General features: G+C 63.0%; 25 protein-coding genes. 14 read left to right on the forward strand and 11 right to left on the reverse strand.

The genetic code is table 11. The annotated features are described in order from the left end of the window. Positions 1-13 precede the first annotated feature (13 nt). The 3 genes from ACZ5YV_RS01990 (at position 14) to ACZ5YV_RS02000 (ending at position 2,756) form a co-directional block, all read left to right on the forward strand. Positions 14-1,720: a long-chain-fatty-acid--CoA ligase gene (locus ACZ5YV_RS01990; protein ID WP_464788350.1), complete on the forward strand. Its 1,707-nt coding sequence runs from the start codon at positions 14-16 to the stop codon at positions 1,718-1,720. A gap of 43 nt (positions 1,721-1,763) precedes the next feature. Then, positions 1,764-2,297: a peptide-methionine (S)-S-oxide reductase MsrA gene (gene msrA, locus ACZ5YV_RS01995; protein WP_464788351.1), complete on the forward strand. Its 534-nt coding sequence runs from the start codon at positions 1,764-1,766 to the stop codon at positions 2,295-2,297. 192 nt (positions 2,298-2,489) lie between these two features. Continuing rightward, the gene (locus tag ACZ5YV_RS02000) at positions 2,490-2,756 is read left to right on the forward strand and encodes a hypothetical protein (protein WP_464788352.1); all 267 of its coding nucleotides are present in this window, start codon (positions 2,490-2,492) and stop codon (positions 2,754-2,756) included. 257 nt (positions 2,757-3,013) lie between these two features. On the opposite strand, the gene ACZ5YV_RS02005 is transcribed toward ACZ5YV_RS02000, so the two are convergent. Then, complete coding sequence (locus tag ACZ5YV_RS02005; protein ID WP_464788353.1) at positions 3,014-3,970, reverse strand: L-threonylcarbamoyladenylate synthase; 957 nt, start codon at positions 3,968-3,970, stop codon at positions 3,014-3,016. A 108-nt stretch (positions 3,971-4,078) separates the two neighbouring features. Here ACZ5YV_RS02005 and ACZ5YV_RS02010 point away from each other — a divergent pair, with 108 nt between their 5' ends. Next, positions 4,079-4,897: an ATP-binding protein gene (locus ACZ5YV_RS02010; RefSeq protein ID WP_464788354.1), complete on the forward strand. Its 819-nt coding sequence runs from the start codon at positions 4,079-4,081 to the stop codon at positions 4,895-4,897. A 219-nt stretch (positions 4,898-5,116) separates the two neighbouring features. Here the strand turns inward: ACZ5YV_RS02010 and ACZ5YV_RS02015 are convergent, their stop codons facing one another. Beyond that, positions 5,117-6,445: a PQQ-dependent sugar dehydrogenase gene (locus ACZ5YV_RS02015; protein WP_464788355.1), complete on the reverse strand. Its 1,329-nt coding sequence runs from the start codon at positions 6,443-6,445 to the stop codon at positions 5,117-5,119. Positions 6,446-6,489: 44 nt separating this feature from the next. Then, positions 6,490-6,660 (reverse strand): hypothetical protein, encoded by a 171-nt coding sequence (locus ACZ5YV_RS02020; protein WP_464788356.1) that lies wholly within the window; start codon positions 6,658-6,660, stop codon positions 6,490-6,492. 241 nt (positions 6,661-6,901) lie between these two features. Here ACZ5YV_RS02020 and ACZ5YV_RS02025 point away from each other — a divergent pair, with 241 nt between their 5' ends. Continuing rightward, positions 6,902-7,111: a hypothetical protein gene (locus ACZ5YV_RS02025; RefSeq protein ID WP_464779152.1), complete on the forward strand. Its 210-nt coding sequence runs from the start codon at positions 6,902-6,904 to the stop codon at positions 7,109-7,111. A gap of 239 nt (positions 7,112-7,350) precedes the next feature. Beyond that, positions 7,351-8,120, forward strand: a protein-coding gene (locus ACZ5YV_RS02030; RefSeq protein WP_464788357.1) for an IS5 family transposase whose coding sequence is annotated in 2 segments (ribosomal slippage) — positions 7,351-7,665 and positions 7,668-8,120 — 768 coding nt in all. Because the reading frame shifts where the segments join, the coding sequence is not laid out codon by codon here. On the opposite strand, the gene argC is transcribed toward ACZ5YV_RS02030, so the two are convergent. Genes argC through ACZ5YV_RS02050 form a run of 4 tightly spaced genes read right to left on the reverse strand, consistent with a single transcriptional unit; the run spans position 8,117 to position 11,791 of the window. Next, complete coding sequence (gene argC, locus ACZ5YV_RS02035) at positions 8,117-9,061, reverse strand: N-acetyl-gamma-glutamyl-phosphate reductase (protein WP_464788358.1); 945 nt, start codon at positions 9,059-9,061, stop codon at positions 8,117-8,119. The genes ACZ5YV_RS02030 and argC overlap by 4 nt on opposite strands. Then, positions 9,058-9,966: a C40 family peptidase gene (locus tag ACZ5YV_RS02040; protein WP_464788359.1), complete on the reverse strand. Its 909-nt coding sequence runs from the start codon at positions 9,964-9,966 to the stop codon at positions 9,058-9,060. The genes argC and ACZ5YV_RS02040 overlap by 4 nt, the downstream gene beginning before the upstream one ends. Further along, positions 9,926-10,333 carry a MarR family transcriptional regulator gene (locus tag ACZ5YV_RS02045; protein WP_464789127.1) on the reverse strand — a complete coding sequence of 136 codons (408 nt, stop codon included), beginning with the start codon at positions 10,331-10,333 and terminating at the stop codon, positions 9,926-9,928. Before ACZ5YV_RS02045 ends, ACZ5YV_RS02040 begins: the two co-directional genes overlap by 41 nt. 54 nt (positions 10,334-10,387) lie before the next feature. Continuing rightward, a complete protein-coding gene (locus ACZ5YV_RS02050) occupies positions 10,388-11,791 on the reverse strand; it encodes a leucyl aminopeptidase family protein (RefSeq protein WP_464788360.1) in 1,404 nt (467 codons plus the stop codon). 140 nt (positions 11,792-11,931) lie between these two features. Here ACZ5YV_RS02050 and ACZ5YV_RS02055 point away from each other — a divergent pair, with 140 nt between their 5' ends. Both ACZ5YV_RS02055 and ACZ5YV_RS02060 read left to right on the forward strand, forming a co-directional pair. Then, positions 11,932-12,135 (forward strand): hypothetical protein, encoded by a 204-nt coding sequence (locus ACZ5YV_RS02055; protein WP_460987665.1) that lies wholly within the window; start codon positions 11,932-11,934, stop codon positions 12,133-12,135. Next, positions 12,135-12,986 (forward strand): DUF4163 domain-containing protein, encoded by an 852-nt coding sequence (locus tag ACZ5YV_RS02060; protein ID WP_464788361.1) that lies wholly within the window; start codon positions 12,135-12,137, stop codon positions 12,984-12,986. Before ACZ5YV_RS02055 ends, ACZ5YV_RS02060 begins: the two co-directional genes overlap by 1 nt. Here ACZ5YV_RS02060 and rimO read toward each other — a convergent pair. The 3 genes from rimO to serS form a co-directional block, all read right to left on the reverse strand. Further along, positions 12,959-14,347 carry a 30S ribosomal protein S12 methylthiotransferase RimO gene (rimO, locus tag ACZ5YV_RS02065; RefSeq protein ID WP_464788362.1) on the reverse strand — a complete coding sequence of 463 codons (1,389 nt, stop codon included), beginning with the start codon at positions 14,345-14,347 and terminating at the stop codon, positions 12,959-12,961. The genes ACZ5YV_RS02060 and rimO overlap by 28 nt on opposite strands. A 47-nt stretch (positions 14,348-14,394) precedes the next feature. Continuing rightward, on the reverse strand, positions 14,395-15,444 hold the full coding sequence (locus ACZ5YV_RS02070; RefSeq protein WP_464788363.1) for a potassium channel family protein: 1,050 nt from the start codon (positions 15,442-15,444) through the stop codon (positions 14,395-14,397). Positions 15,445-15,583: 139 nt separating this feature from the next. Beyond that, positions 15,584-16,861 carry a serine--tRNA ligase gene (gene serS, locus ACZ5YV_RS02075; protein ID WP_464788364.1) on the reverse strand — a complete coding sequence of 426 codons (1,278 nt, stop codon included), beginning with the start codon at positions 16,859-16,861 and terminating at the stop codon, positions 15,584-15,586. Positions 16,862-16,952: 91 nt separating this feature from the next. Here serS and ACZ5YV_RS02080 point away from each other — a divergent pair, with 91 nt between their 5' ends. The 4 genes from ACZ5YV_RS02080 (at position 16,953) to ACZ5YV_RS02095 (ending at position 19,682) form a co-directional block, all read left to right on the forward strand. After that, positions 16,953-17,390: a host attachment family protein gene (locus ACZ5YV_RS02080; protein ID WP_464788365.1), complete on the forward strand. Its 438-nt coding sequence runs from the start codon at positions 16,953-16,955 to the stop codon at positions 17,388-17,390. A gap of 156 nt (positions 17,391-17,546) precedes the next feature. Beyond that, complete coding sequence (locus tag ACZ5YV_RS02085; protein ID WP_464788366.1) at positions 17,547-18,224, forward strand: hypothetical protein; 678 nt, start codon at positions 17,547-17,549, stop codon at positions 18,222-18,224. A 566-nt stretch (positions 18,225-18,790) separates the two neighbouring features. Then, a complete protein-coding gene (gene dksA, locus ACZ5YV_RS02090) occupies positions 18,791-19,255 on the forward strand; it encodes an RNA polymerase-binding protein DksA (protein WP_464779163.1) in 465 nt (154 codons plus the stop codon). Between the two features lie 64 nt (positions 19,256-19,319). After that, positions 19,320-19,682, forward strand: a complete 363-nt coding sequence (locus tag ACZ5YV_RS02095; RefSeq protein WP_464788367.1) for a PilZ domain-containing protein — start codon at positions 19,320-19,322, stop codon at positions 19,680-19,682. A gap of 137 nt (positions 19,683-19,819) precedes the next feature. Here the strand turns inward: ACZ5YV_RS02095 and ACZ5YV_RS02100 are convergent, their stop codons facing one another. Further along, on the reverse strand, positions 19,820-19,975 hold the full coding sequence (locus ACZ5YV_RS02100) for a YdcH family protein (protein ID WP_464789128.1): 156 nt from the start codon (positions 19,973-19,975) through the stop codon (positions 19,820-19,822). Positions 19,976-20,164: 189 nt separating this feature from the next. Between ACZ5YV_RS02100 and ACZ5YV_RS02105 the strand changes: the two genes are divergently transcribed. Together ACZ5YV_RS02105 and ACZ5YV_RS02110 are read left to right on the forward strand one after the other, a co-directional pair. Continuing rightward, positions 20,165-20,344 carry a YdcH family protein gene (locus ACZ5YV_RS02105; protein ID WP_464779165.1) on the forward strand — a complete coding sequence of 60 codons (180 nt, stop codon included), beginning with the start codon at positions 20,165-20,167 and terminating at the stop codon, positions 20,342-20,344. 111 nt (positions 20,345-20,455) lie between these two features. After that, the gene (locus tag ACZ5YV_RS02110) at positions 20,456-20,935 is read left to right on the forward strand and encodes a DUF1465 family protein (RefSeq protein ID WP_196225703.1); all 480 of its coding nucleotides are present in this window, start codon (positions 20,456-20,458) and stop codon (positions 20,933-20,935) included. Positions 20,936-20,950: the final 15 nt, after the last annotated feature.

Raw genomic sequence — 20,950 nt, forward strand, 5'->3', positions numbered from 1 at the left:
TACATCTCCGTTAATGGAGAGCATCGAGACGGTCTGGAAAGACCATTATAATCATCCTTTCCCCTGGGATCAGTCCTTCCCTCCCATGTCGATGGTGGACATGGTCGTGGACAGCGCGACGGCCAATCCCGATGCCGTGATGATCGACTTCCTCGGCCGCAAGACGACCTATGGCGACATGCTCCATGTCATCCGCCGGGTCTCGAAGGGGCTTCAGGATCTGGGCGTGCGCAAGGGTGATCGGGTAGGCCTCTACCTTCCCAACGTCCCCCATTATGTCGCGGCCTATTATGGAGCGATGATGGCAGGCGCGACCGTCGTCAATTTCTCCCCCCTCTATACCGCCGCCGAACTGGAACATCAGGTCGAGGACAGCGGCACGAAAATCCTCTTCACCCTGTCTGCCAAGGCGTTACTGCCCACCGCGCAGGAGGTGCTCGACAATAGCAGCCTCGAACGGCTGATCGTCGGCTGCGTCGCGGAGGTGCTGCCTCCCGCGAAATCGGTGCTGTTCCGCCTCTTCAAGCGCAAGGAAACCGCGCCGGTCCCGAACGACCCGCGCATCACCAGCTATGCCGACCTGCTGCGCCACGGCGAGGACCCCGCGCCGGTCGCAATCGATCCGGTCAACGACGTCGCCCTGCTGCAATATACCGGCGGCACCACCGGGCGGCCCAAGGGCGCGATGCTCACCCATCAGAACCTGACCGCCAATGCGCGGCAGATTCGGCTGATCGATCCGCATCCTGAAGCCGTCGATCGCATCCTCGCGGTCCTGCCCTTCTTCCATGTCTTCGCCAACACCTGCGTCCTCAACCGCACGGTGCTGAACGGGGGTGAAATGGTGATGCTGCCCCGGTTCGAAGCCGTGCAGGTGCTCGCCGCCATTCAGCGGACCAGCCCCACCTCGATGCCCGGCGTCCCGACCATGTTCCAGGCGCTGCTCGATCATCCGGCGACGCCGAACATCGATTTCTCCTCGCTGCGTCTGTGCATTTCGGGCGGCGCGCCCTTGCCGCTGGAACTCAAGAAACGGTTCGAAGCCACCACCGGCGCCAAGCTGTGCGAAGGCTATGGCCTTACCGAAAGCAGCCCGGTCGTCTGCTCCAACCCCTATGAAGGGCTGAACAAGCCCGGCACCGTGGGCCAGCCCGTCCCCGGAACGCGCGTAAAGCTCGTGGATCGGGAAGACCCCACACGGCCGCCGCCGCCCGGCGAACCGGGCGAACTAGTCTTTGCCGGTCCTCAGATCATGAAGGGCTATTGGCAGCGCCCCGACGCTGACAAGGAAGTCTTCATCGACGGCTGGCTGCGCACCGGCGACGTCGGCCTGATCGACGCGGATGGCTATGTGAAGATCGTGGACCGCCTGAAGGACATGATCGCGGTCGGCGGCTTCAAGGTCTTCCCCAGCCAGGTGGAAGAGGTGCTCTACCACCACCCCGACGTGAAAGAGGCGCTCGTTATCGGCATCCCCGATCCCTATCGCGGCGAGTCCCCCAAAGCGTTCGTCACGCTTCAGGAAGGCGCGAAGACGGACGGCGAGGCGCTCAAGGCATGGCTTAATCCCCAACTCGGAAAGCATGAAAAAGTCTGCGAGGTCGAGGTCCGGTTGAATCTTCCCAAGACGCTGGTCGGCAAGCTGTCGCGCAAGGAACTGGTCGCCGAAGAACGTGCCAAGGCAGAGGTAGCCACTGGGCAGGCTGGAACGACTGGCTGAACATTCCTATCTTGTGCTCCACACAGGATAAGGAACCAAGCGAATGGCCGAAGAAATCGCGACGCTGGCAGGTGGCTGCTTCTGGTGCACCGAGGCGGTCTATCAAAATCTGAAAGGCGTCCGGTCGGTCGAAAGCGGTTATCTAGGCGGTCAGTTGCCAAACCCCAGCTATGAGCAGGTCTGCTCGGGCGCGACCGGCCATGCCGAAGCGATCCGCATCGCCTTTGACCCGGAGATGATCTCCTATGGGGACCTGCTCGACATATTTTTCGCGACGCATGATCCGACGACGCTGAACCGTCAGGGCAACGACATCGGCACCCAATATCGCTCCGCCATCTTCCCCCATTCGCCGGAGCAGGAAGCGGAAGCCAAGGCCGCTATCGCCCGCGCGCAACCGGACCATGTCAATCCGATCGTCACTACGATCGAACCGGACGCTCCCTGGTATCCGGCCGAGGATTATCACCAGAAATATTGGGACCGCGTCGGCGATCGTAACCCCTATTGCATGGCGGTCATTCCCCCCAAACTCGCAAAACTGCGCAAGGGATTTGCGGAACGGATCGAGGGCTGATCCCATCCTCTACTCCGTTCGCCCTGAGCCTGTCGAGCCGAAGGCCGGCGAAGCCAACGGCTCCTCTTAAAAAGAAAGAGGCTTCGACAGGCTCAGCCCGAACGGGAATAAAGTGGATTCCCTGCAAAATCGCTTAGGCTAAGGTTAATCCCGGCCATGCCATTCACGCGGGGATTTCACAGGGGAATATCAATGCGCCCATTCGCGACGATTGCCGCAGCCGGAATAATGCTGACCCTCCCGGGCTGCATCGCAAAGACGGCGCTGGACGTAGCCACCCTGCCAGTTCGCGCCGGATCGCAGGCCGCAGATTGGGCCACCACCAGCCAGGAAGAATCCGACCGCAACTATGGCCGCCATATGCGCAAGCAGGAGGCCAGGGAAGCGCGCGACCGCAAGAAAGCCGATGAACAACGCCGCCGCGAATGCAAACGCGCTGGCTATCGGGACTGTGATTGAGGCGGGGCGACGTTCCGCTGACGTTGTATGACCAAATCTAGAGTGTGATCGTCTACACGGAAGTATTCACACTAAGGCCCTTTTCCGTCACCCTGGGCTTGACCCAGGGTCCCGCTGCCTCAGCAGCGCCAGATAAGAAGCGGGACCCCGGATCAAGTCCGGGGTGACGATCACTCAAACATGATCATGTCGTAGGTTCCGTCCGCACTTAGCCTGTCGAAAGGCTCCACCAGAACGGCGCTAAAGTCCATAAACCCCTAAGCCGCCGCCCGCCGCAACCGGTCGTTGATCGCCACTCCAATCCCCACATCCGGGATCGGCGCCACCGCAATATGCGTCGCCGTGCTCGCATCGGCGACATGCAGCGCCGCAAAAAGATTTGCCGCAGCCTCCTGCACATCGGCATCCGGGCTCAAATTGATATTGCACGGCATCAGGCCAAAGCCGATCAGATATTCGTCCTTTTCCGCCCGCAGCGCGTTCAGCCGCACCGGTTTTGACGGCGCATAATGGCTTTCCAACTGGCCCGGCGCCTCGATGTTCGCATCGGCCGCGCCGGTCACGACCGGAAGGCCCGTCGCCTGCTCCAGCATCGTCGCCGTCACCGGGCCGGGCCGCAACAGCCGGATACGGTCGTCCTCCGGCGCGACGATCGTTGACTCCAGTCCCTCGCTTGTCGGCCCCTCGTCCAGGATCAGCCGCACCTTGCCATTCAAACTGGCCAGCACATGTTCCGCCCGCGTCGGGCTGATCGCACCGCTGCGATTGGCCGATGGCGCGGCGAGTGGTCGCCCGCTTTCCCGGATCAGCGCGCGCATGGCGGGGTGGGCGGGCAAGCGCAGGGCGACGGTCGGCAAGCCCGCCGTCACCAGCGATGACAGGCCGCCGTCTTCCCGTACCGGCAGTACCATGGTCAGCGCGCCCGGCCAAAATCGCGCCGCCAGCTTGTCCGCCACGGGTGAAAAGATCGCCAGCCGTCCGGCCATCTCCTTGTCCGAAACATGCACGATCAGCGGGTTGAAGCTAGGCCGCCCCTTGGCGCTGTAGATCGCCGCGACCGCGCTTTCGTCCGTCGCGTCGGCGGCCAGCCCATAGACCGTCTCTGTCGGCACCGCGACCGGCTCGCCCGCGCGGATCAGCAAAGCGGCTTCGCGCAGGGCTTCGGCGCCATAGCGGCTGATCCGGGTGGAATAGGCAGGATTTGGGATGGTCACGGCCCCGCGATATAAGCTCCAGCGCGGCAGAGTAAAAGTCCATTACGACAGAAGAATGACAGGGCCACGCCGCTTGCCGGGGCGGGGGACGGGGATTAAGCCCGGCGCATGGAAGACGAAATTCTCAGCCGTATCGCCGAAGCGCTGGAACGGATCGCGCCGCCACCGGCCATTTCCGCCGACCTCGCCGCCGCACCCGCCTATGTTTGGGACGGCGCCGCGATCCAGGCCGTCGATGCCTTCATCCCGGTAGATTACGACCTTCTGACCGGTATCGAGGCGCAAAAGGCGACTTTGCTCGAAAACACCCGCCGCCACGCCGCTGGCCATGCTGCCCATGACGCGCTGCTCTGGGGTGCGCGCGGAACGGGCAAGTCCGCAGTCGTCGCCGCCGTCGTCGACCGGCTCCAGCGGGAAGGCGCTGACATCGCCTTGCTGCAATGCGCGATCGATGAACTGAACAGCCTGCCGCGTCTTTTCTCCCTCCTGCGCACGACGCAGCGCCCCTTCATCCTTTTCCTCGACGATCTCGGGTTCGACGAAAACGGCGTGGGAGACGCGCGCGCTTTGCGGTCGCTGCTACAGGGCGGCACGGCCGCACGGCCCGCGAATGTGCGCCTCTATGTCACCTCTAACCGCCGCCACATCGTCCCGCGCCACCTGTCGGAGCAGGATGACCCGGTCAATCCACGCGACGTCATCGATGACAAGATGGCGCTGTCCGATCGCTTCGGCCTCAGCCTCGGCTTCCACGCCATCGACCAGCAGGCCTATGTCGACATCGTCACCGGCTATGCGGACAGCCTCGGCCTCAGTTTCGACCCGCTCGAAGCCATCCAGTGGGCAACCCAGCGCGGCAGCCGTTCGGGCCGCGTCGCCTGGCAATATGTGGTTGAACTGGCGGGCCGCAACGGCCGCGCGCTCTGATCCTTTGTGTGCCGCGATTTCCTAACTAGCACTCGGTTCCGAGCGCTTGGAAATCGTCCATAAGCATGATCATGTTAGAGTTGTCGTCACCCCGGACTTGATCCGGGGTCCCGCTTTTTATCTTACGCCGCCCAGCCAGCGGGACCCCGGATCAAGTCCGGGGTGACGGAAAAGAAGCCTTGATGCGGATGCGCCCGCGTAATGCGATCGCGCTCTCAATCACTTGCTGCCAGTCACCCGCCAGATCACGCCGCCGACATCGTCGCTGACCAGCAGCGCGCCCTTCGCGTCGCCCGCGACATCCACGGGCCGCCCCCGCGCATGGCCATCGGCATCCAGAAAGCCGGTCAGCACATCGACGGGCTTGGCCTTGCTCACCTCGCCATTCGCCTCGAAGGGCACGAACACCACCTTGTAACCGGCGGCAGGCTTGCGGTTCCAGCTCCCATGCAGCCCGACGAATGCGCCGTTCGTAAACGCCCCGCCAATCTTCACCTTGTCGGCGAAGGCCAGCCCCAGCGGCGCGACATGGTTGCCCAGCGCATAGTCGGGCCGCTTGGTATATTCCCGCACTTCCGGCCGTTGCGGTTGCACGCGGCGGTCCTCATATCCGCCCCAATAATTCCACGGCCAGCCATAGAAGCCGCCAAACTCCACCCGCGTCAGATAATCTGGCACCAGATCGCTGCCCAGCATGTCGCGCTCATTCACGACGCCCCACAAAGCGCCGCTCTTGGGTTCGAAAGCCAGCCCCACCGGATTGCGCAGGCCCGAAGCGTAGATGCGATAATCGCCGGTCATGGGATTGACCTCCAGCACCGCCGCGCGGTTTGCCTCCCCATCCAGGCCGTCTTCCGCGATATTGCTGTTCGACCCAACGCCAACATAGAGCAGCCCCGTGGGGCCAGCCACCAGGCTCTTGGTCCAGTGCATGTTGGGCGCGTTCGCGGGCAGGTTCAGGATCTTGCGACCTTTGGCGGTGATCCGCGTCTCGCCCTCTTTATAGGGGAAAGCCATGAGCGCGTCCGTATTGGCGACATAAAGCGTTCCGTCCACCAGTGCCATGCCATAGGGCGAATTGAGCCCGGTCAGGAAAGCCGTCTTCACCTCCGCGCGTCCATCGCCATCCGCGTCGCGCAGCAAGGTGATGCGATTGGGCGAAGGCCCGCCCGCGCCAGCCTTGTCCATCAAATAGGTCATCACCCGATCCACGATCCCCCCGGCGGGGCGGGGCGGGCTGTTCGTCTCGGCCACCAATATGTCGCCATTGGGCAGGACCAGCATCGATCGCGGATGCGCCAGCCCCTCGGCAAAGCGCGCCACGGCAAGGCCCTTCGCCGCCACCGGCTTCTCGCCCGCCGTCCAGGCCTTCACTTCGGCGACGTTGATGGTAGGGATGAGTTCGCTTCGGGGGGCGGTGAAAACCGGCTCTTTCCCCGTATCCTCACCCGCCGCCAACTGCGCCGTATCCCCTTGCGCCAGATAGAAAATGACGCCCCCGGCGATCAGCAGGAGGATAAGGGTGATGGCGATCAGATGCTTCTTCATGCCGCCTGTCTATGCTGCGAATTCCCGCGCGGCAAGGCGCCCCGTCAGCCCCGTTCGCGCAACCACAGCAACAGAGCGATTACGCCCCCCAGCGCCGCTCCGGCCAGCAGCCCCGCACTCGGTTGCCCCATCATACCGCCAATGATCGCGCCGCCCAGGATCAGCAGTGCGATGATGGCGCCCGCGCCGGTCGGATTCTTCTTGCCATTCGTCATCGGCACCGCCCTTGCCACGACCCGCCCGCCAAGGCCAGAGCCTTTGCTGATCGCCCCGTCGCGGGACAGCCCAGTCCCGTCGGGAGACAGCCCAGTCCCGTTGCAGGACGACTGTGCCGCAACGGGACTTGGCTAACGGCCCATTCACCCTCGAAAGCCGCCGCTATCCGTGGAAGCGGGAAACTGGCACGGCAATTGAACCTTTGGTTTCCATCGCGGCGAGAAATTTTCGGGGGTTCACATGCAGTTGCCATATCTTTCCGACCGCAAAAGCTATGATGACGCAGCGGAGTTGATGGCAGCCTTCGGTGACAATGCGGGCTATGAAGCCGCCGCGCGTGCCGATCGCAGCCGCGACCTCGGCAACCATATCCATTTCTGCCACTGGCGTCAGATCGAGCGGCTGATCGTGCTGCTCACCTACGACGCGCCACTCGGCACGGTTCATTAGAGCCTGACTGATCGTCACCCCGGACTTGATCCGGGGTCTCGCTTCTTATCTAATGCCGCCCAGGCAGCGGGACCCCGGGACAAGCCCGGGGTGACGGAAAAGGGGCCTCGATGCGGATGCTTGGGTGTAAGACGATCCGCTTAAACCATCAGCGAGCGCGCCCTAGGTTACATACCCATAAACGGGATTTCCAACGGGCGTGATTTCTGATTCAGTTTCCCGATGAAGGGAGACTGGCTTTGGCGCGTTTTGATCTGACGGATTTCGAGTGGTCGGTGATCGAGCCGCTGCTTCCGACCAAGGTTCGCGGAGTGGCGCGGGTCGATGATCGGCGGGTACTGAACGGGATATTCTGGCGGTTGCGCACGGGTGCGCCCTGGGCGGACATTCCGGCACGCTATGGTCCGCACACGACCTGCGTGAACCGCTTCAACCGCTGGCGCAAGGCAGGTCATTGGGCGCGCATATTGCAAGCGGTGTCAGCAGCTTACGAAGGGGATATCCAGATGATCGACTCCTCGTCGATCCGTGTCCACCAGCACGCTGCCAACGCCCAAAAAAAGATGGCCGATCCCGTTGCATGGGTCGCTCGCGCGGCGGCCTGACCACCAAAATCCATGCACTGGTCGATGCGCTTGGCCTCCCCATCGGGCTAAAGCTGACCGAAGGACAGGCCCATGACGGACGATCGGCCGACGATATGCTTGATGGTCTTGGCAAAGGCTGCGTCCTGCTGGCCGACCGTGCCTACGATAGCGACGCCATGCGCAATGCCTTGGCGGCGCGCGGTGCATGGGCCTGCGTCAAGCCAATGCCAAACCGAAAACGCATCCCGGCTTTCAGCCCGTTCCTCTATCGCTACCGCAATCTCGTCGAACGCTTCTTCAACAAACTCAAGCATTTCCGAGCCATCGCCACCCGATACGACAAGCGAGACGATAATTTCCTCGCCTCCGTCCAACTCGCCTCAATCAGGATTTGGTTGCGGCATAATGAGTCGGTGACCTAGAGCCGCAACCCCGCCGTCTCGGGCAATCCAGCCAGGATATTGAGGTTCTGCACCGCAGCCCCGGCCGCGCCCTTGCCCAGATTGTCGAGCGCCGCCACCAGCCGCACCTGACCCGCATCCTCATTGCCGAACACGAACAGCGCCAGCCGATCCGTCGCGCCGACATGCTCGATCGCGATCTGACCCATCGCCGCGCTGTCCTCAAGCGAAGCAACGCTCACGATCGGCGATCCCGCATAGGCCTCGGCCAACGTCGCATGAATGTCCCCGACCTTGGGGGCATCTGTCATCGCGCGCAGCTGCAACGGCACTTCGACGATCATGCCGCGATAGGCATTGGCCACCGCGGGCGCAAAGATCGGCGGATGCGACAGGCCCGAATAGCGCAGCATCTCCGGAATATGCTTGTGCGTCATGCTGAGCCCATAGGGCCGGAACGCGCTCGGCGCGCCGATTGTCCCTTCAAACTCTGCGATCATCGCCTTGCCGCCGCCGGAATAGCCCGACGCGCCCGACACCGTCACCGGCCAGTCGGCAGGCAGCAGGCCGCCAAGCACCAATGGCCGCACCAGCGCCAGAAATCCGGTCGGCCAGCACCCCGGATTGGACACGAACCGCGCGTTCGCCAGCTTTTCCCGATGCCCCGGCTCCAACTCGGCAAAGCCATAGGTCCAGCCGTCCGCCACGCGATGCGCGGTCGATGCATCGATCACGCGCGTCCGGTCATTGTCGATCAGTGCCACGGCTTCGCGCGCGGCATCGTCGGGCAGGCACAGGATGACGATATCGGCGGCGTTCAAAGCCTCCCGCCGCGCCGCCGCGTCCTTCCGCTTATCCTCGTCCAGCGCGATGAAGGACAGTTCAGGCCGTCCGGCAAGCCGCTCGACAATCTCAAGCCCGGTGGTGCCGACGCCGCCGTCGACGAAAATCTTGTGAGTCACGCGCCGATCCTCCGCCGCGAAATTATCGGTTCCGCATGGTCCGCCGCCAGCCGACCGACCACGTCCGCCAATGGTTCGACTACTACGGCCATCCAATGGGCATTGGCGTGCAGCAGATTGTCGCCGTCCGTCATGATGCCGACATGACCGGGGAAAAAGACGAAGTCCCCGCGCTTCAACGGCTCGTCGGAGGGCAGGGGGTTGCCGATGCCTTCCCGCTGCAAATCCGTGTCGCGCGGTGCCTTGATCCCGCACTGACCCAGCGCGACCTGCACAAGTCCCGAACAGTCGATACCGCGATGGCCCCGTCCGCCCCAGACATAGGGCTGGCCAAGGTAGCGCAGCGCCACGGCGACCCAATCGCTTTCCGTCGCGTCGGCGCTGACGGCATGCCGCTCATGGACATATCCTTCGGCACAAGCGATGAATCCGTCCGCTGCCTGCCCGGTGAACAGCGCGCCGCCCGGCCAATAATCGCGAATGGGCGACTTGATGTCGGCCGCGCTGAATAGGGGCGCGGTGCCAGCAAAAATCCGGTGATTAGTCTCTTCATGGGTGTCCAGCGCCTCGCGCCGCACATAGCCGACATAGCCGTCATGCCCACAAAAGCCCCAGGCCCAGTCCGTGGTCATGTCCAGTGCATGGAAGCTTTCGCCGCGCAGCAATTCGCTGACTGCCGTAGCCGTGACGGCTGCTGAGGACAGCAGCGGCGTTCCCGCCGCAACGCAGGTCAGTTCAATCGAACGGGCATAATGGGCCGAAAACAGCACCCCTGCCAGTGACAGGTCGGCCAGGTCGCCGCGCGCGGCGTGGATGCGGCTGTCCAGCTTGACGGAGCGTCCGTCAAGTTTGAACCGAATGCGTTCAGGCGGTGCGTCCCGCAGAGTTGAAGTCGTGGCGTTCATCGCGGCCGGTTCCTGCGATGAAATGGTGAAACGCGTCAAGGAATTCCGCCCCTTTTGGGGTCCGGGTGATGAAAATATTACGCCGATCGGCCGCATCCCGCTCCCGGCGAAGATATCCGAGCGCCGAAAGCTTGTTCAGCGCGCGGGTAATAACCGGCTTCGACACATGCAGCGCCTCGGCGAGTCCCCGCACGGTATGCGGCCCTGCGCCGATGTAAACGGTCATCATCAGCGCCATTTGCCGGTTGGTAAGGTCGGGCCTGCCGGATCGCACATAATCGACCAGCGTGCGCATCCATTGGGCAAGTTGTTTCAGACCTGGGCGGTTCAGCTCAGTAGTCTGTTCCTGTGCAGAAGCGGCATCCATGCCCCCGTAACGCACGATGCACAATCCGGTTGCGTAACGGCCCCATGCCGAAGTTCATTTCTGCCCTGATTTTTCATAACGTTGTTCCAGCATGCGGAAAACGGCGCGCAGGCCCAATGCCTCGCCGCCCTTTGGTCGCCCCGGCTTTGGCGACGGCCGCCAGGCGAAGGTGTCGAGGTGCAGCCACTTCGCCTTGTCCGGCACGAACCGCTTCAGGAACAGCGCGGCGGTGATCGCACCCGCAAAGCCGCCTTCGCCCGCATTGTTGATATCGGCGATGTCCGATTTCAGCATGTCGGCGTAGCCATCCCATAATGGCAGGCGCCAACTCGGGTCGTCCACTTCGTTACCCGCCGCCTCCATTTCAGCGGCCAATGCGTCATCATTGGTGAACAGGGCAGGGAGGTCGGGACCCACCGCCACCCGCGCCGCGCCGGTCAACGTCGCATAGTCGATGACCAGTTCCGGTTCATCCTCTCCCGCCAGCGCCAAGGCATCGGCCAGCACCAGCCGACCTTCCGCATCGGTATTGCCAATCTCCACCGTCAGCCCCTTGCGGCTGCGCAATATGTCGCCGGGGCGGAAGGCATTGCCCCCTACCGCATTTTCCGCCGCCGGGATCAGCAGGTGCAACTGTACCGGCAGGCGCGCGCCCATGATCAACCGGGCGAGCGCGACCGCATGGGCCGCGCCGCCCATATCCTTCTTCATCAGGCGCATGGCCGACGATGGCTTGATGTCCAGCCCGCCGCTGTCGAAGCAAATGCCCTTGCCGATGATAGCGACGCGCGGATGCTTGGCATCACCCCACCTTAATTCGATCAGGCGTGGGGCAAAGTCCTTGCCCGCTGCCCGGCCCACGGCATGGATCATCGGGAAACCCTGCTCCAGTGGGTCACCCTTCGTCACCGTGAAGCGGGCGCCAAAGGCTTCCGCGACCTTCGCCGCTTCCTCCTCCAACTGTTGAGGCCCCATGTCCCCAGCGGGAATGTTGACGAGGTCGCGCACCAGCGCCACCGCTTCGGCCAGCCTGACCGCCGCATCGATCTGCGCAACCTCGCTGGTCAGCAGCACGCGCGGCCCAACGGCGTTTTCATCGCGGCGATAGCGGTCGAACCGATATTGCGCCGTCAGCCAGCCGAGCATGGCTGGCCCGGCCGTCCCGTCCGCCAGCCGATATTGACCCTCGGGCAATGTCTCGGCCAGCTTGGCGAGGCACCAGCTGCTGAGCTTCGCTTTGTTCGCCACCCCCGCGACCACCGACCAGTCCGAAGGATCATCTCCCGGAATGATCGCATGCTCATATCCCTTGCCCGCGAACTTTTGCGCCGCGACGATCGTCCGGACGCACTGCGGCTGCGCGGAAAGCCAGTTTTCGAAGCTTTCCGCGTCGACAATCTGGATCATATGAGCGGGCTGGTTGTTGTCTGCTTTCAGCAGGTCGTAATAATCGGTCATGGCGGGATTCTGGACAAGGATGAGGGGGTTGGAAAGCCCCATTTTTGCGATGTCGGCGGCTCGGCTCGACCATCCCGCATTTGCCCCTGACCGGCAAAGGGTCTAGATTGATGGCAACGCAAACAGGCAAGGAGAGAGACATGGTAATGCATGGCGATAATGCGCGGCAGCAGGCGCTTCGTGCGCGTGCCTATCAACTCGCCGAAACCGGGCGGTTCGATGGCGCGCATCAGGTCGAGCAAGCCCTGATCGCGGAAGGCTGGCCCAACGCCGCCGCCGTCCTTCAGAGCAGCTACGCCCGCAAGGCGATCAGCGAACGTTGTCTGGCGGCCAAGCCGCACTGATGCAGCGCTTACCAATGCGAATGAGGGCAGGGCCGGTCGCAGGACTGGCCCTCTTTCTCTGTGCATGTTCTCCCTCGGCTGGCGATCAGGCAACGGATAATGTCGCTGACCCCGGCAATGATGTCGCCACGGCCAATTTCGTCAACCGTATGGCAGGCGCGAAACAGCCAAAGCCGCCGTCCCAGCCTTTTCAGCAGGCCGAAAAGACCGACCTGCTGGAATTCCTCTATGCCTGGCCTGCGCAAGCCTCCGCCGTGCCGGAGATCGCCGCCAAATTCCGCAAGGACATGGAAAGCGGAAAGGCGGACGCGCTCAAGATGGCGGCGGACGACCGCAAATCGGCGCAGCAGTCCGGCTTTCCCTTCCACGCCCATAGTCTGGAAACGCGCTGGACCTTAGCTGCCGACACGCCGCGCTTCCTCTCGCTTCGTTCCAGCCGCTACACCTACACCGGCGGCGCGCATGGCATGACCGGCTATGACGTGCTGCTGTGGGACAAGGCGCGTAAGCGGGAAACCAGCGTGCAGGCGCTCATGACCTCACCCGCCGCCTTCGCCGCCGCGATCCACGACTCCTTTTGCGACGGCTTGGACAAGGCCCGCGCGAAGAAGCGTGGCGGGCCGATCATGCGCGGCGACGATCCCTTCACCCAGTGCATCGACCCGATGAAGGAAGTCCTCGTCCCCACCTCGCGCGGTGGCAAGCTGATCGACCGGATCGTCGTCGTCATCGGCCCATACAGCGCAGGTTCCTATGCCGAAGGGACCTATGAAGTGCCGCTGGCCGTCGATGCCGCCATGTTGAAAACGATCAAGACCGAATATCAGGACGCGTTCGTGGGCGCTCCGTAAAGATCATGCTCGTCGGCATCCTCGATCACCACGTCGAGGATGTCGCCAGCTTTCCGCCCTTCGCCAACGTCCCGCAGGAACACATTCCCGTCGATCTCCGGCGCATCCGCCTGGCTCCGCGCGGTGGCGCCGATTGATCCGTCCTCGTCAGCGTCGCCAACCTCATCGATGATCACCGGCAGTACGCGTCCGACCTTCGCCTGCAACTTGGCGGCCGAGATTGCGGCGGTCTTCTCCATGATCCGCTGGTAGCGTTCTTCCTTGACCTCTTCCGGCACTGCGCCGGGCAGCTCGTTCGCCGCCGCGCCCTCAACCGGTTCGAACCGGAACGCCCCCACGCGATCGAGTTGCGCCTCGTCCAGCCAATCCAGCAGATACTGGAAGTCCGCCTCCGTCTCACCGGGGAAGCCGACGACGAAGCTCGACCGGATCGCGATGTCCGGGCAGATGCCCCGCCACTTGCGAATGCGGTCCAGCACCTTCGCCTCATTGGCGGGCCGCTTCATGGCCTTCAGCACAGTGGGCGAAGCATGCTGAAACGGAATGTCCAAATAAGGCGTCAGCAGCCCCTCCGCCATCAGCGGGATCACATGATCCACATGCGGATAGGGATAGACATAGTGCAGCCGCACCCATGGAGCCACGCCTTCGCTGGTCCGCAGCTGACCCAGTTCGCGAGCCATGTCCGTCATATGCGCCCGAACCTCGCGGCCCTTCCAGCTGCGCGGCTCATGCCGGGTATCGACCCCATAGGCCGAAGTATCCTGGCTGATCACCAGCAATTCCTTCGTCCCCGCATGCACCAGCTTCTCCGCCTCGCGCAGCACCGCATCGATCCTGCGCGACACCAGATCGCCCCGGATCGAGGGAATGATACAGAAGGAGCAGCGATGGTTGCACCCCTCCGAAATCTTGAGGTAGCTGTAGTGACGCGGCGTCAGCTTCAGCCCGCCTTCGGGCACCAGGTCGACAAAGGCATTGGGCACCGGCGGCGAAGCATCATGCACCGCATTCACCACCTGCTCATATTGATGCGCCCCCGTAACGGCCAGCACCTGCGGGAACTTGGAGCGGATCACGTCCGCCTCATCGCCCATGCAGCCGGTAACGATGACGCGGCCATTTTCGGCGATCGCCTCGCCAATCGCCTCCAGCGATTCCTCCTTCGCGGAATCGAGGAAGCCGCAGGTATTCACCAGCACCACGTCCGCGCCAGCATAGTCGGCGGACATCAGATAGCCGTCGGAGCGCAGCTTCGTTAGGATGCGTTCGCTGTCGACCAGGTTCTTGGGACAGCCGAGTGACACCATGCCGACCTTCGGCGCTTCAGGAATTTTGGTTGCCATGATCGGCGCGCACATAGGGATTTTTGCGCCAAATGTCACGCCCGCCCGAAAGATCAGCCGGATTAGCGCGTCTCGCCCGCGCCATCCCCCTGAACAATCTCGATGATAAGGTCGCCCGGCTCGAGTCTCCGCGCCCCTTCCTTCCAGAAGCCGATGACCCGCTCACCCCGATAGATTCGCACGCCAAGCCCGGTCCCGATCGCCGACAACGGCCCGCCGATTTCCTCTGCGAGCACCGCCCGCTCATGCAGCTTCACCGCGCCACCCGACGCGGCCAAGTCCGCCATATAATCCGCGATATGCCGCCCGCTGGTGCTCCCCGCCAGCAGCAGCCCGGCAAAGCTCACCGGATTGATCACCGTCGTCGCCCCAGCCTGCCGCGCGGGCAGCTCATTATCCTCGTTCCGCACGACGATGCTGATCGGCAGGCGAGGGGCCAGATGCCGCGCCGTCAGTGTTATCAAAATCGACGTATCGTCCCGGCCAGCCGACACGATCATCGCCCGCGCGCGGGCGATCGCCACATCGTTCAGCGTCTTGTCCCGCGTCGAATCGCCGCACATCACGTTGCAGCCCAGATCCTCCGCCTCCACCAGCGGCTTTTCCTGCGGATCGACCACCACGATCTCACGCGGATCGACGCCCCGCGCCAGCAGTTCCCGCACCGCTTCGCCGCCGCTGGTGCCAAATCCGGTCACGATGATATGATTGTGCAGATCGGCCTGAATGCGTGCCATGCGCCACCTGTAGAAGATGTTGCGGAAAAACAGATTATAGGCCGTCCCCAGAAAGATCAGCCATACGAACAGCCGGATCGGCGTCACCAGCAGCGCCTCGAACAGCCGCGCTTCCGGGCTGACCGGCACGATGTCGCCATAGCCCACCGTCGTTACCGTGACGGTCGTGAAATACAGCACATCGACGAAGCTGATCTGGTCGTCCAGATTGTCCTTCAACCCATCGCGCCCGACCCAGTGGATCAGCAGCACCAGCGCGATCAGCCCGAAAACCAGCCCCACCCGCCAGACCAGATCGGCCCAAATGGGCATGGACGATCGCCGCCGCAAAAATCCGGTTTGCGCCAAGGGAGGACGGGCAGGATTGATCCTCATGGGGTGCGCGTTTCGCCCTCCAAATTCTAACCCATCACCGTCATCCCAGCGGAAGCTGGCATCTCAGGAGAGATCACGCCACACCCGCCCGAGACCCCAGCGTCCGCTGGGGTGACGAAATGCGGGAGGGCCTTTGGTATCACCTTGGCTCCAACCGCGTCACCCCACCCATATAAGGCGCCAACACCTCAGGCACGATCACGCTGCCATCTTCCTGCTGGTAATTTTCCAGCACCGCGACCAGCGTCCGTCCCACGGCCAGCCCCGACCCGTTCAACGTATGCAGGAAGCGCGTCTGCTTCTCCCCTTCGGGCTTGAACCGAGCATTCATCCGCCGCGCCTGGAAATCGCCGCAGTTGGAAATCGAACTGATCTCGCGATAGGTCTGCTGGCTCGGCAGCCAGACTTCCAGGTCATAGGTTTTCGCCGCCGCAAAACCCATGTCGCCGGTGCACAGCAGCACCTTGCGATAGGGCAGACCAAGCGCCTGCAACACGCCTTCGGCCGCCGCGCACATGCGCTCATGCTCGGCCTCGGACTCTTCGGGCTTGCAGATCGCGACCAGTTCCACCTTCTCGAACTGATGCTGGCGGATGAAACCGCGCGTGTCGCGCCCCGCCGATCCGGCTTCCGACCGGAAGCAGGGGGTCAGCGCCGTCAACCGCATTGGCAGGCTCGCCACGTCGACAATCTGCTCGCGCACTAGGTTGGTGAGGGAGACTTCGGCGGTGGGGATCAGCCAGCGGCCATCGGTTGTCCGGAACAAATCCTCGGCGAATTTCGGCAGCTGCCCCGTGCCGAACAGCGCCTCGTCCCGCACCAGCAGCGGCGGGTTCACTTCCTCATAGCCATTCTCGCCCGACTGGCGATCCAGCATGAACTGCGCCAGCGCCCGGTGCAGCCGCGCCATCTGGCCACGCAACGCCGTGAAACGCGCGCCGGACAGCGCCGCTCCGCCCTCGAAATCCAGCCCCAGCGCCGGGCCGAAATCGGCATGATCCTGCGGCGTGAAATCAAACGCGCGCGGTTCGCCCCAACGGTTCACCTCGACATTGTCCATCTCGTCCGCGCCTTCGGGCACATCGGCGGCGGGCAGGTTGGGAATGGCCGCCAGCAGGGCGTGCAGCTTCTCGCTTACCTCCCGGTCTTCTTCCTCCCGCGCGGGCATGCTTTCCTTGAGCGCCGCGACTTCCGCCTTCAGCGCCTCGGCCTTTTCCATGTCCTTGGCCGCCATGGCCGCGCCGATCGCCTTGCTCGCTTCATTGCGGCGGGCCTGACCCTGCTGCAACTCCGTCTTGATCGCCCGGCTTCGCTCGTCGAGCGTCAATATGTCCGCGCTCGAGGGCGCAAGGCCCCTGCGGGCAAGGCCAGCGTCGAAAGCTGCGGGATTTTCGCGGATAAAACGGATATCATGCATGGGTCCGCCCTATGCCGTTCCGCGACCAGCCGCGCAACCCTGTGCGCCCCTGTCCGTTAGGGATTGCAAGCCATCAGGAAAGGAGCCGGGAATGTGGATCGATCATGATGCGATGGTGCTGGTTGCCGACGGTCGCAAGATGCTATTCTTCCGAAACAAGGGCGATCGCATGGCGCCCAATCTGGAAGCGGAGACGGTGAAGCTCCAGGAAAATCCCGCCGATCGGGACCAATCCACCGATTTGTCGGGCCGCGCGCCGTACATGATGGGCGCGCAAGCCACCATGGGCAACACCGATTACCATGAACAGGAAGAAGCGCGCTTCGCCGCTGAGGCAGCCGACCTGCTTAGGCGGCGCGCGCTCGCCAACGACTTTGAAAAGCTGATCGTCGTTGCGCCTCCCGCCGCCTTGGGAGAGATGCGCAAACATTATCACAAGGAAGTGCAAAGCCGCCTGGTCGGCGAAATCGCCAAGGATCTCGCCAACCATCCCGTGCCGGAGATCGAGAAGATCATCGCTCAGGCCTGACGCGATCGACGCAAAAAAAGGGGCGGCTCCCCCCACGAGCCGCCCCTTCTCACGCCCCCACGTGAAAGGCTGCATCGGCCCGTTGGTCTGTCGGGCCACCTGATGCGCCATCATTCAGGCCGGGCCAAATCCCAGCCCTAAAGCCTTCAAGCCGCCTTGGCCTTGCGCTCCGCAAAGCGCCGCCGCGCCATCAGCGCCACCGCTCCCGCACCGAACAGCAGGACCATCGGCGGCGCGGGCACATCATGGCCGCCGCTGCTGCTGCTGGAACCGCCCGAGCTGCTGGACGACGTGGACGAGGATGTGCTCGATGACGTCGAACTGGACGAGGACGTGCTTGACGATGTGGAAGAGGAGGTTGAGCTGGACGTTGACGATGACGAGCTGCTCGTCACGTTGCCGCTCGACGTCGATACATTCCCGCTCGAAGTCGACACGTTGCCGCTGGATGTCGAGACATTCCCGCTCGACGTGGACACGCCACCCGTGGAGGTCGATACCCCTCCGGTCGAAGTCGAAACGCCGCCCGTCGTGGAGCTGGTCGAGCTGCTGATGCCCCCGGTTGAGCTGCTGGTCGATGAGATGACGACCGATCCGCCGCTGCTGCCACCGCCGCTACCGCCGAAGAAGCCGCCGATGAACCCACCGCCGCCAAAGCCGCCGCCGCCCGCCATCACCACAGGAACGCCGCCACCGCCCGACATGATCGGCATTTCAGCAGCAGCCACCGGCGCGGGCAGGGGGATGGGCGCCGCATGCGTCGTCACCGACACGGTCTGCGGCGCGCAGGAGATGGTCCTCACGACCTTGCGCTTCACCGTCCGCACGGCATAGCGCTTGGGCGCGGCCTTCACGCTCTTGTTGCTGTGGACCCCTGCCGGCCGGGCGCTCTCGGCGACATGGACGGCACCCCCGCCGATGATCGCGCCACCGCATGTGCAGGCGCATAATTTGGCCAGTGCCATCCGTACCGACATAGCTATCCACTCTTGTTCGTCTTCAAGCTTCTGGCCGCGTCAGTTGCCTTCTGAGACCCGGAAGCTGTTTCCTGCCCTGTAACAAGACAAGATAACCGCTAAACTTCAACGCCATTAACCTTGAATATAGGCTATAAGTTGGTGACGGATATAGAACAGCGCCAATCTTTATGGTTAACGTCTCGTTTTGATACAAAGGGAGTTAACGGCGGGGCTTGAGTTATTCTTTGTGGTCGATGCCTTCGATCGCGCGCGCAAATCGTCGGGACGTGGCGCTGCCAGCCGTAGCAAATTGTCGCCGCCCGGCTCGCTCTCTTGAATGCGCGCTTGTGTCGCCCCGCGCCGCTCGTTATTAGGCGCCGTCAATCATAAGTCACGGGCTACCGGCCCTTTTGAACCGGAGCCCTCGAGTCGGAGAGCCAGATGGCATCGGTCCTGAATTCCGATAAAGACGGCCATAATCCGCCGAAATCGGCTGTTACACTTCCCCCCGACTATCGTCCTTCGCCCGACGAAGAGTTCATGAATCCCCTCCAGCTCGAATATTTCCGCCAGCGGCTCTGGGACTGGAAAAAGCAGATTCTGGCTGAGGCGGAAGGCACGCTGGCCGTGCTGCAAAATGAACCCTTGCGCGAACCCGATCTCAACGACCGCGCGTCGAGCGAGACGGACTGGTCGATCGAACTGCGCACCCGCGATCGCCAGCGAAAGCTCATCTCCAAGATCGACGCCGCGCTCCGCCGCATCGATGAGGGTGAATATGGCTATTGCGAAGTGACCGGCGAACCCATTTCGCTCGGCCGCCTCGAAGCCCGTCCGATCGCGACCATGACTGTCGAGGCGCAGGAGCGTCATGAGCGGCAGGAAAAGGTATCGCGCGACGATTAACGCTTTATCCACCGGTCGCTGGCAATGTGTCCCCAAATAAACGGGTCATTGCAAGGGATTGGGCATGGATAGCGATCAGGAAATGGCGGAACGGGGACCTGCTCGGTCAGGCCCGCGGGACAGCCTGTTCCTGCTTACCAATCTGACAACGAACGAAGGCACGCCGCTCGGTCGCGCCCGCGTGCGCAACCTGTCGGCGACGGGCCTCATGGCCGACTGCGAACGGCCGGTGCCTTCGGGTGCCGACATCCTGCTCGAACTGCGCGGAGTCGGGCGGGTCAGCGGCCGTGTCGTCTGGGCCAAGGATGGCAAGATCGGTATTGCATTCGATCATGAGATCGACCCTGGGCTCGCCCGCAAACCCATAGCCTCCGGCACCACCCACCGCGCGCCCTCCTATCTGCGCCTCCACCAGATAGGCCGCTGACCAAAACGCGTTCTTCTCGCCATTTCCTTCACGAAAAAACGCGCCGCCTCCCAGCGCCGCGTCAATCCCGATTGTCCGGAAAGTAAGGGCGGAGCCGCGTTTCACCGCGGCCCCATGCCCTCAATCTCAATGCCGGATCAATTTCGTGACATTTCCTCTTTCACCCGCAACTTCTGCTTCTTGAGCGAGGCAACCAGGATCGCGTCGGGCATAGGCCGACTCGTCTCTGCCTTAATCCGTGCATCAAGCCCGGCATGCTTGGCTGAAAGAGCTGAAATGTGGCTGTTTTCCATGACATTCTCCTGATGAGGGTGATGGACGAACGAGTAGATCATGATTTGCCCCGCCTGTCTTTCCGGAATCGGTGCTTTGCGATGGGGCGCGTGCAAATTTGCGATGGTCCGATAGTGTCCGGGGGGTTATCAGGAGGCTGTCCGCAACATGGCCGAGAAAGTGGGTAGTGGGTGAGCCGGGAAGACATCATGCGACGGCTGGAACTGCTGCGAGTCGAACATCGCGATCTTGATGGCGCCATCGAGGCGCTCGTGGACGCGGGAGGGCGCGACCAAATGCAGATCGCCCGCCTCAAGAAACGCAAGCTCCGACTCCGCGACGAGATCGCGCTTTTGGAGGATGCGCTGGTGCCCGACATCATCGCCTGACGGCCCCTGCGTGCGATTGTTGGTTAACAACGGCCCTGAATGATACAATCTGCCCCCAGATGCCTGCATCGGGACTGACAAGCAGCCGCTTTTATGTCAGTGATTCGGCCTATGTCTCCTGCCGTCACTCTGGACCGTGGCTTGCATCGGCGTCTTGTCGATGGCCTCTATCTTGAAGCCATGGTTATGGCCGATGAGGCGCGCGCCTATTTCGACCGCCGTGATATGACGGAAGCTGAGATCGAAGATCCCCTCCGCCGCGTCTCGTTCGCCTGCGAATCCCTCAAGGTGACGACCCGGCTCATGCACATCATCGCCTGGCTATTGAGCCAGCGGGCGTGGCAGCGGGGCGAGTTATCAGATGCCGACCTGATGGACGAGAAATACCGGCTGGGCCGCGCTACGGAAACCGACCCGGATATTGCGGCAGCCTTCCCCTTCGCGGCCCGCGCCTTGATCGAGGCCAGTCAGGAACTGTACGGGCGCGTCGCGCGCCTGCAAGACAGGATGGACCATATGGCTCGTCCGCATGGCCGTGTGGACAACAGCCCCGCTCGCGCCTTGATGGATCGCCTGAACACCGCCTTCTGAGGTCGGCTTGTGAAA

Source organism: Sphingobium sp. TomTYG46, from assembly GCF_055396345.1.

Coding starts and splice junctions, on each gene's coding strand:
- ACZ5YV_RS01990 (WP_464788350.1), top strand. CDS start 14: ATGGAGAGCATCGAGACGGTCTGGAAAGACCATTATAATCATCCTTTC.
- msrA (WP_464788351.1), top strand. CDS start 1,764: ATGGCCGAAGAAATCGCGACGCTGGCAGGTGGCTGCTTCTGGTGCACC.
- ACZ5YV_RS02000 (WP_464788352.1), top strand. CDS start 2,490: ATGCGCCCATTCGCGACGATTGCCGCAGCCGGAATAATGCTGACCCTC.
- ACZ5YV_RS02010 (WP_464788354.1), top strand. CDS start 4,079: ATGGAAGACGAAATTCTCAGCCGTATCGCCGAAGCGCTGGAACGGATC.
- ACZ5YV_RS02015 (WP_464788355.1), bottom strand. CDS start 6,445: ATGAAGAAGCATCTGATCGCCATCACCCTTATCCTCCTGCTGATCGCC.
- ACZ5YV_RS02020 (WP_464788356.1), bottom strand. CDS start 6,660: ATGACGAATGGCAAGAAGAATCCGACCGGCGCGGGCGCCATCATCGCA.
- ACZ5YV_RS02025 (WP_464779152.1), top strand. CDS start 6,902: ATGCAGTTGCCATATCTTTCCGACCGCAAAAGCTATGATGACGCAGCG.
- ACZ5YV_RS02040 (WP_464788359.1), bottom strand. CDS start 9,966: ATGAACGCCACGACTTCAACTCTGCGGGACGCACCGCCTGAACGCATT.
- ACZ5YV_RS02045 (WP_464789127.1), bottom strand. CDS start 10,333: ATGGATGCCGCTTCTGCACAGGAACAGACTACTGAGCTGAACCGCCCA.
- ACZ5YV_RS02050 (WP_464788360.1), bottom strand. CDS start 11,791: ATGACCGATTATTACGACCTGCTGAAAGCAGACAACAACCAGCCCGCT.
- ACZ5YV_RS02055 (WP_460987665.1), top strand. CDS start 11,932: ATGGTAATGCATGGCGATAATGCGCGGCAGCAGGCGCTTCGTGCGCGT.
- ACZ5YV_RS02060 (WP_464788361.1), top strand. CDS start 12,135: ATGCAGCGCTTACCAATGCGAATGAGGGCAGGGCCGGTCGCAGGACTG.
- rimO (WP_464788362.1), bottom strand. CDS start 14,347: ATGTGCGCGCCGATCATGGCAACCAAAATTCCTGAAGCGCCGAAGGTC.
- ACZ5YV_RS02070 (WP_464788363.1), bottom strand. CDS start 15,444: ATGAGGATCAATCCTGCCCGTCCTCCCTTGGCGCAAACCGGATTTTTG.
- serS (WP_464788364.1), bottom strand. CDS start 16,861: ATGCATGATATCCGTTTTATCCGCGAAAATCCCGCAGCTTTCGACGCT.
- ACZ5YV_RS02080 (WP_464788365.1), top strand. CDS start 16,953: ATGTGGATCGATCATGATGCGATGGTGCTGGTTGCCGACGGTCGCAAG.
- dksA (WP_464779163.1), top strand. CDS start 18,791: ATGGCATCGGTCCTGAATTCCGATAAAGACGGCCATAATCCGCCGAAA.
- ACZ5YV_RS02095 (WP_464788367.1), top strand. CDS start 19,320: ATGGATAGCGATCAGGAAATGGCGGAACGGGGACCTGCTCGGTCAGGC.
- ACZ5YV_RS02100 (WP_464789128.1), bottom strand. CDS start 19,975: ATGGAAAACAGCCACATTTCAGCTCTTTCAGCCAAGCATGCCGGGCTT.
- ACZ5YV_RS02105 (WP_464779165.1), top strand. CDS start 20,165: ATGCGACGGCTGGAACTGCTGCGAGTCGAACATCGCGATCTTGATGGC.
- ACZ5YV_RS02110 (WP_196225703.1), top strand. CDS start 20,456: ATGTCTCCTGCCGTCACTCTGGACCGTGGCTTGCATCGGCGTCTTGTC.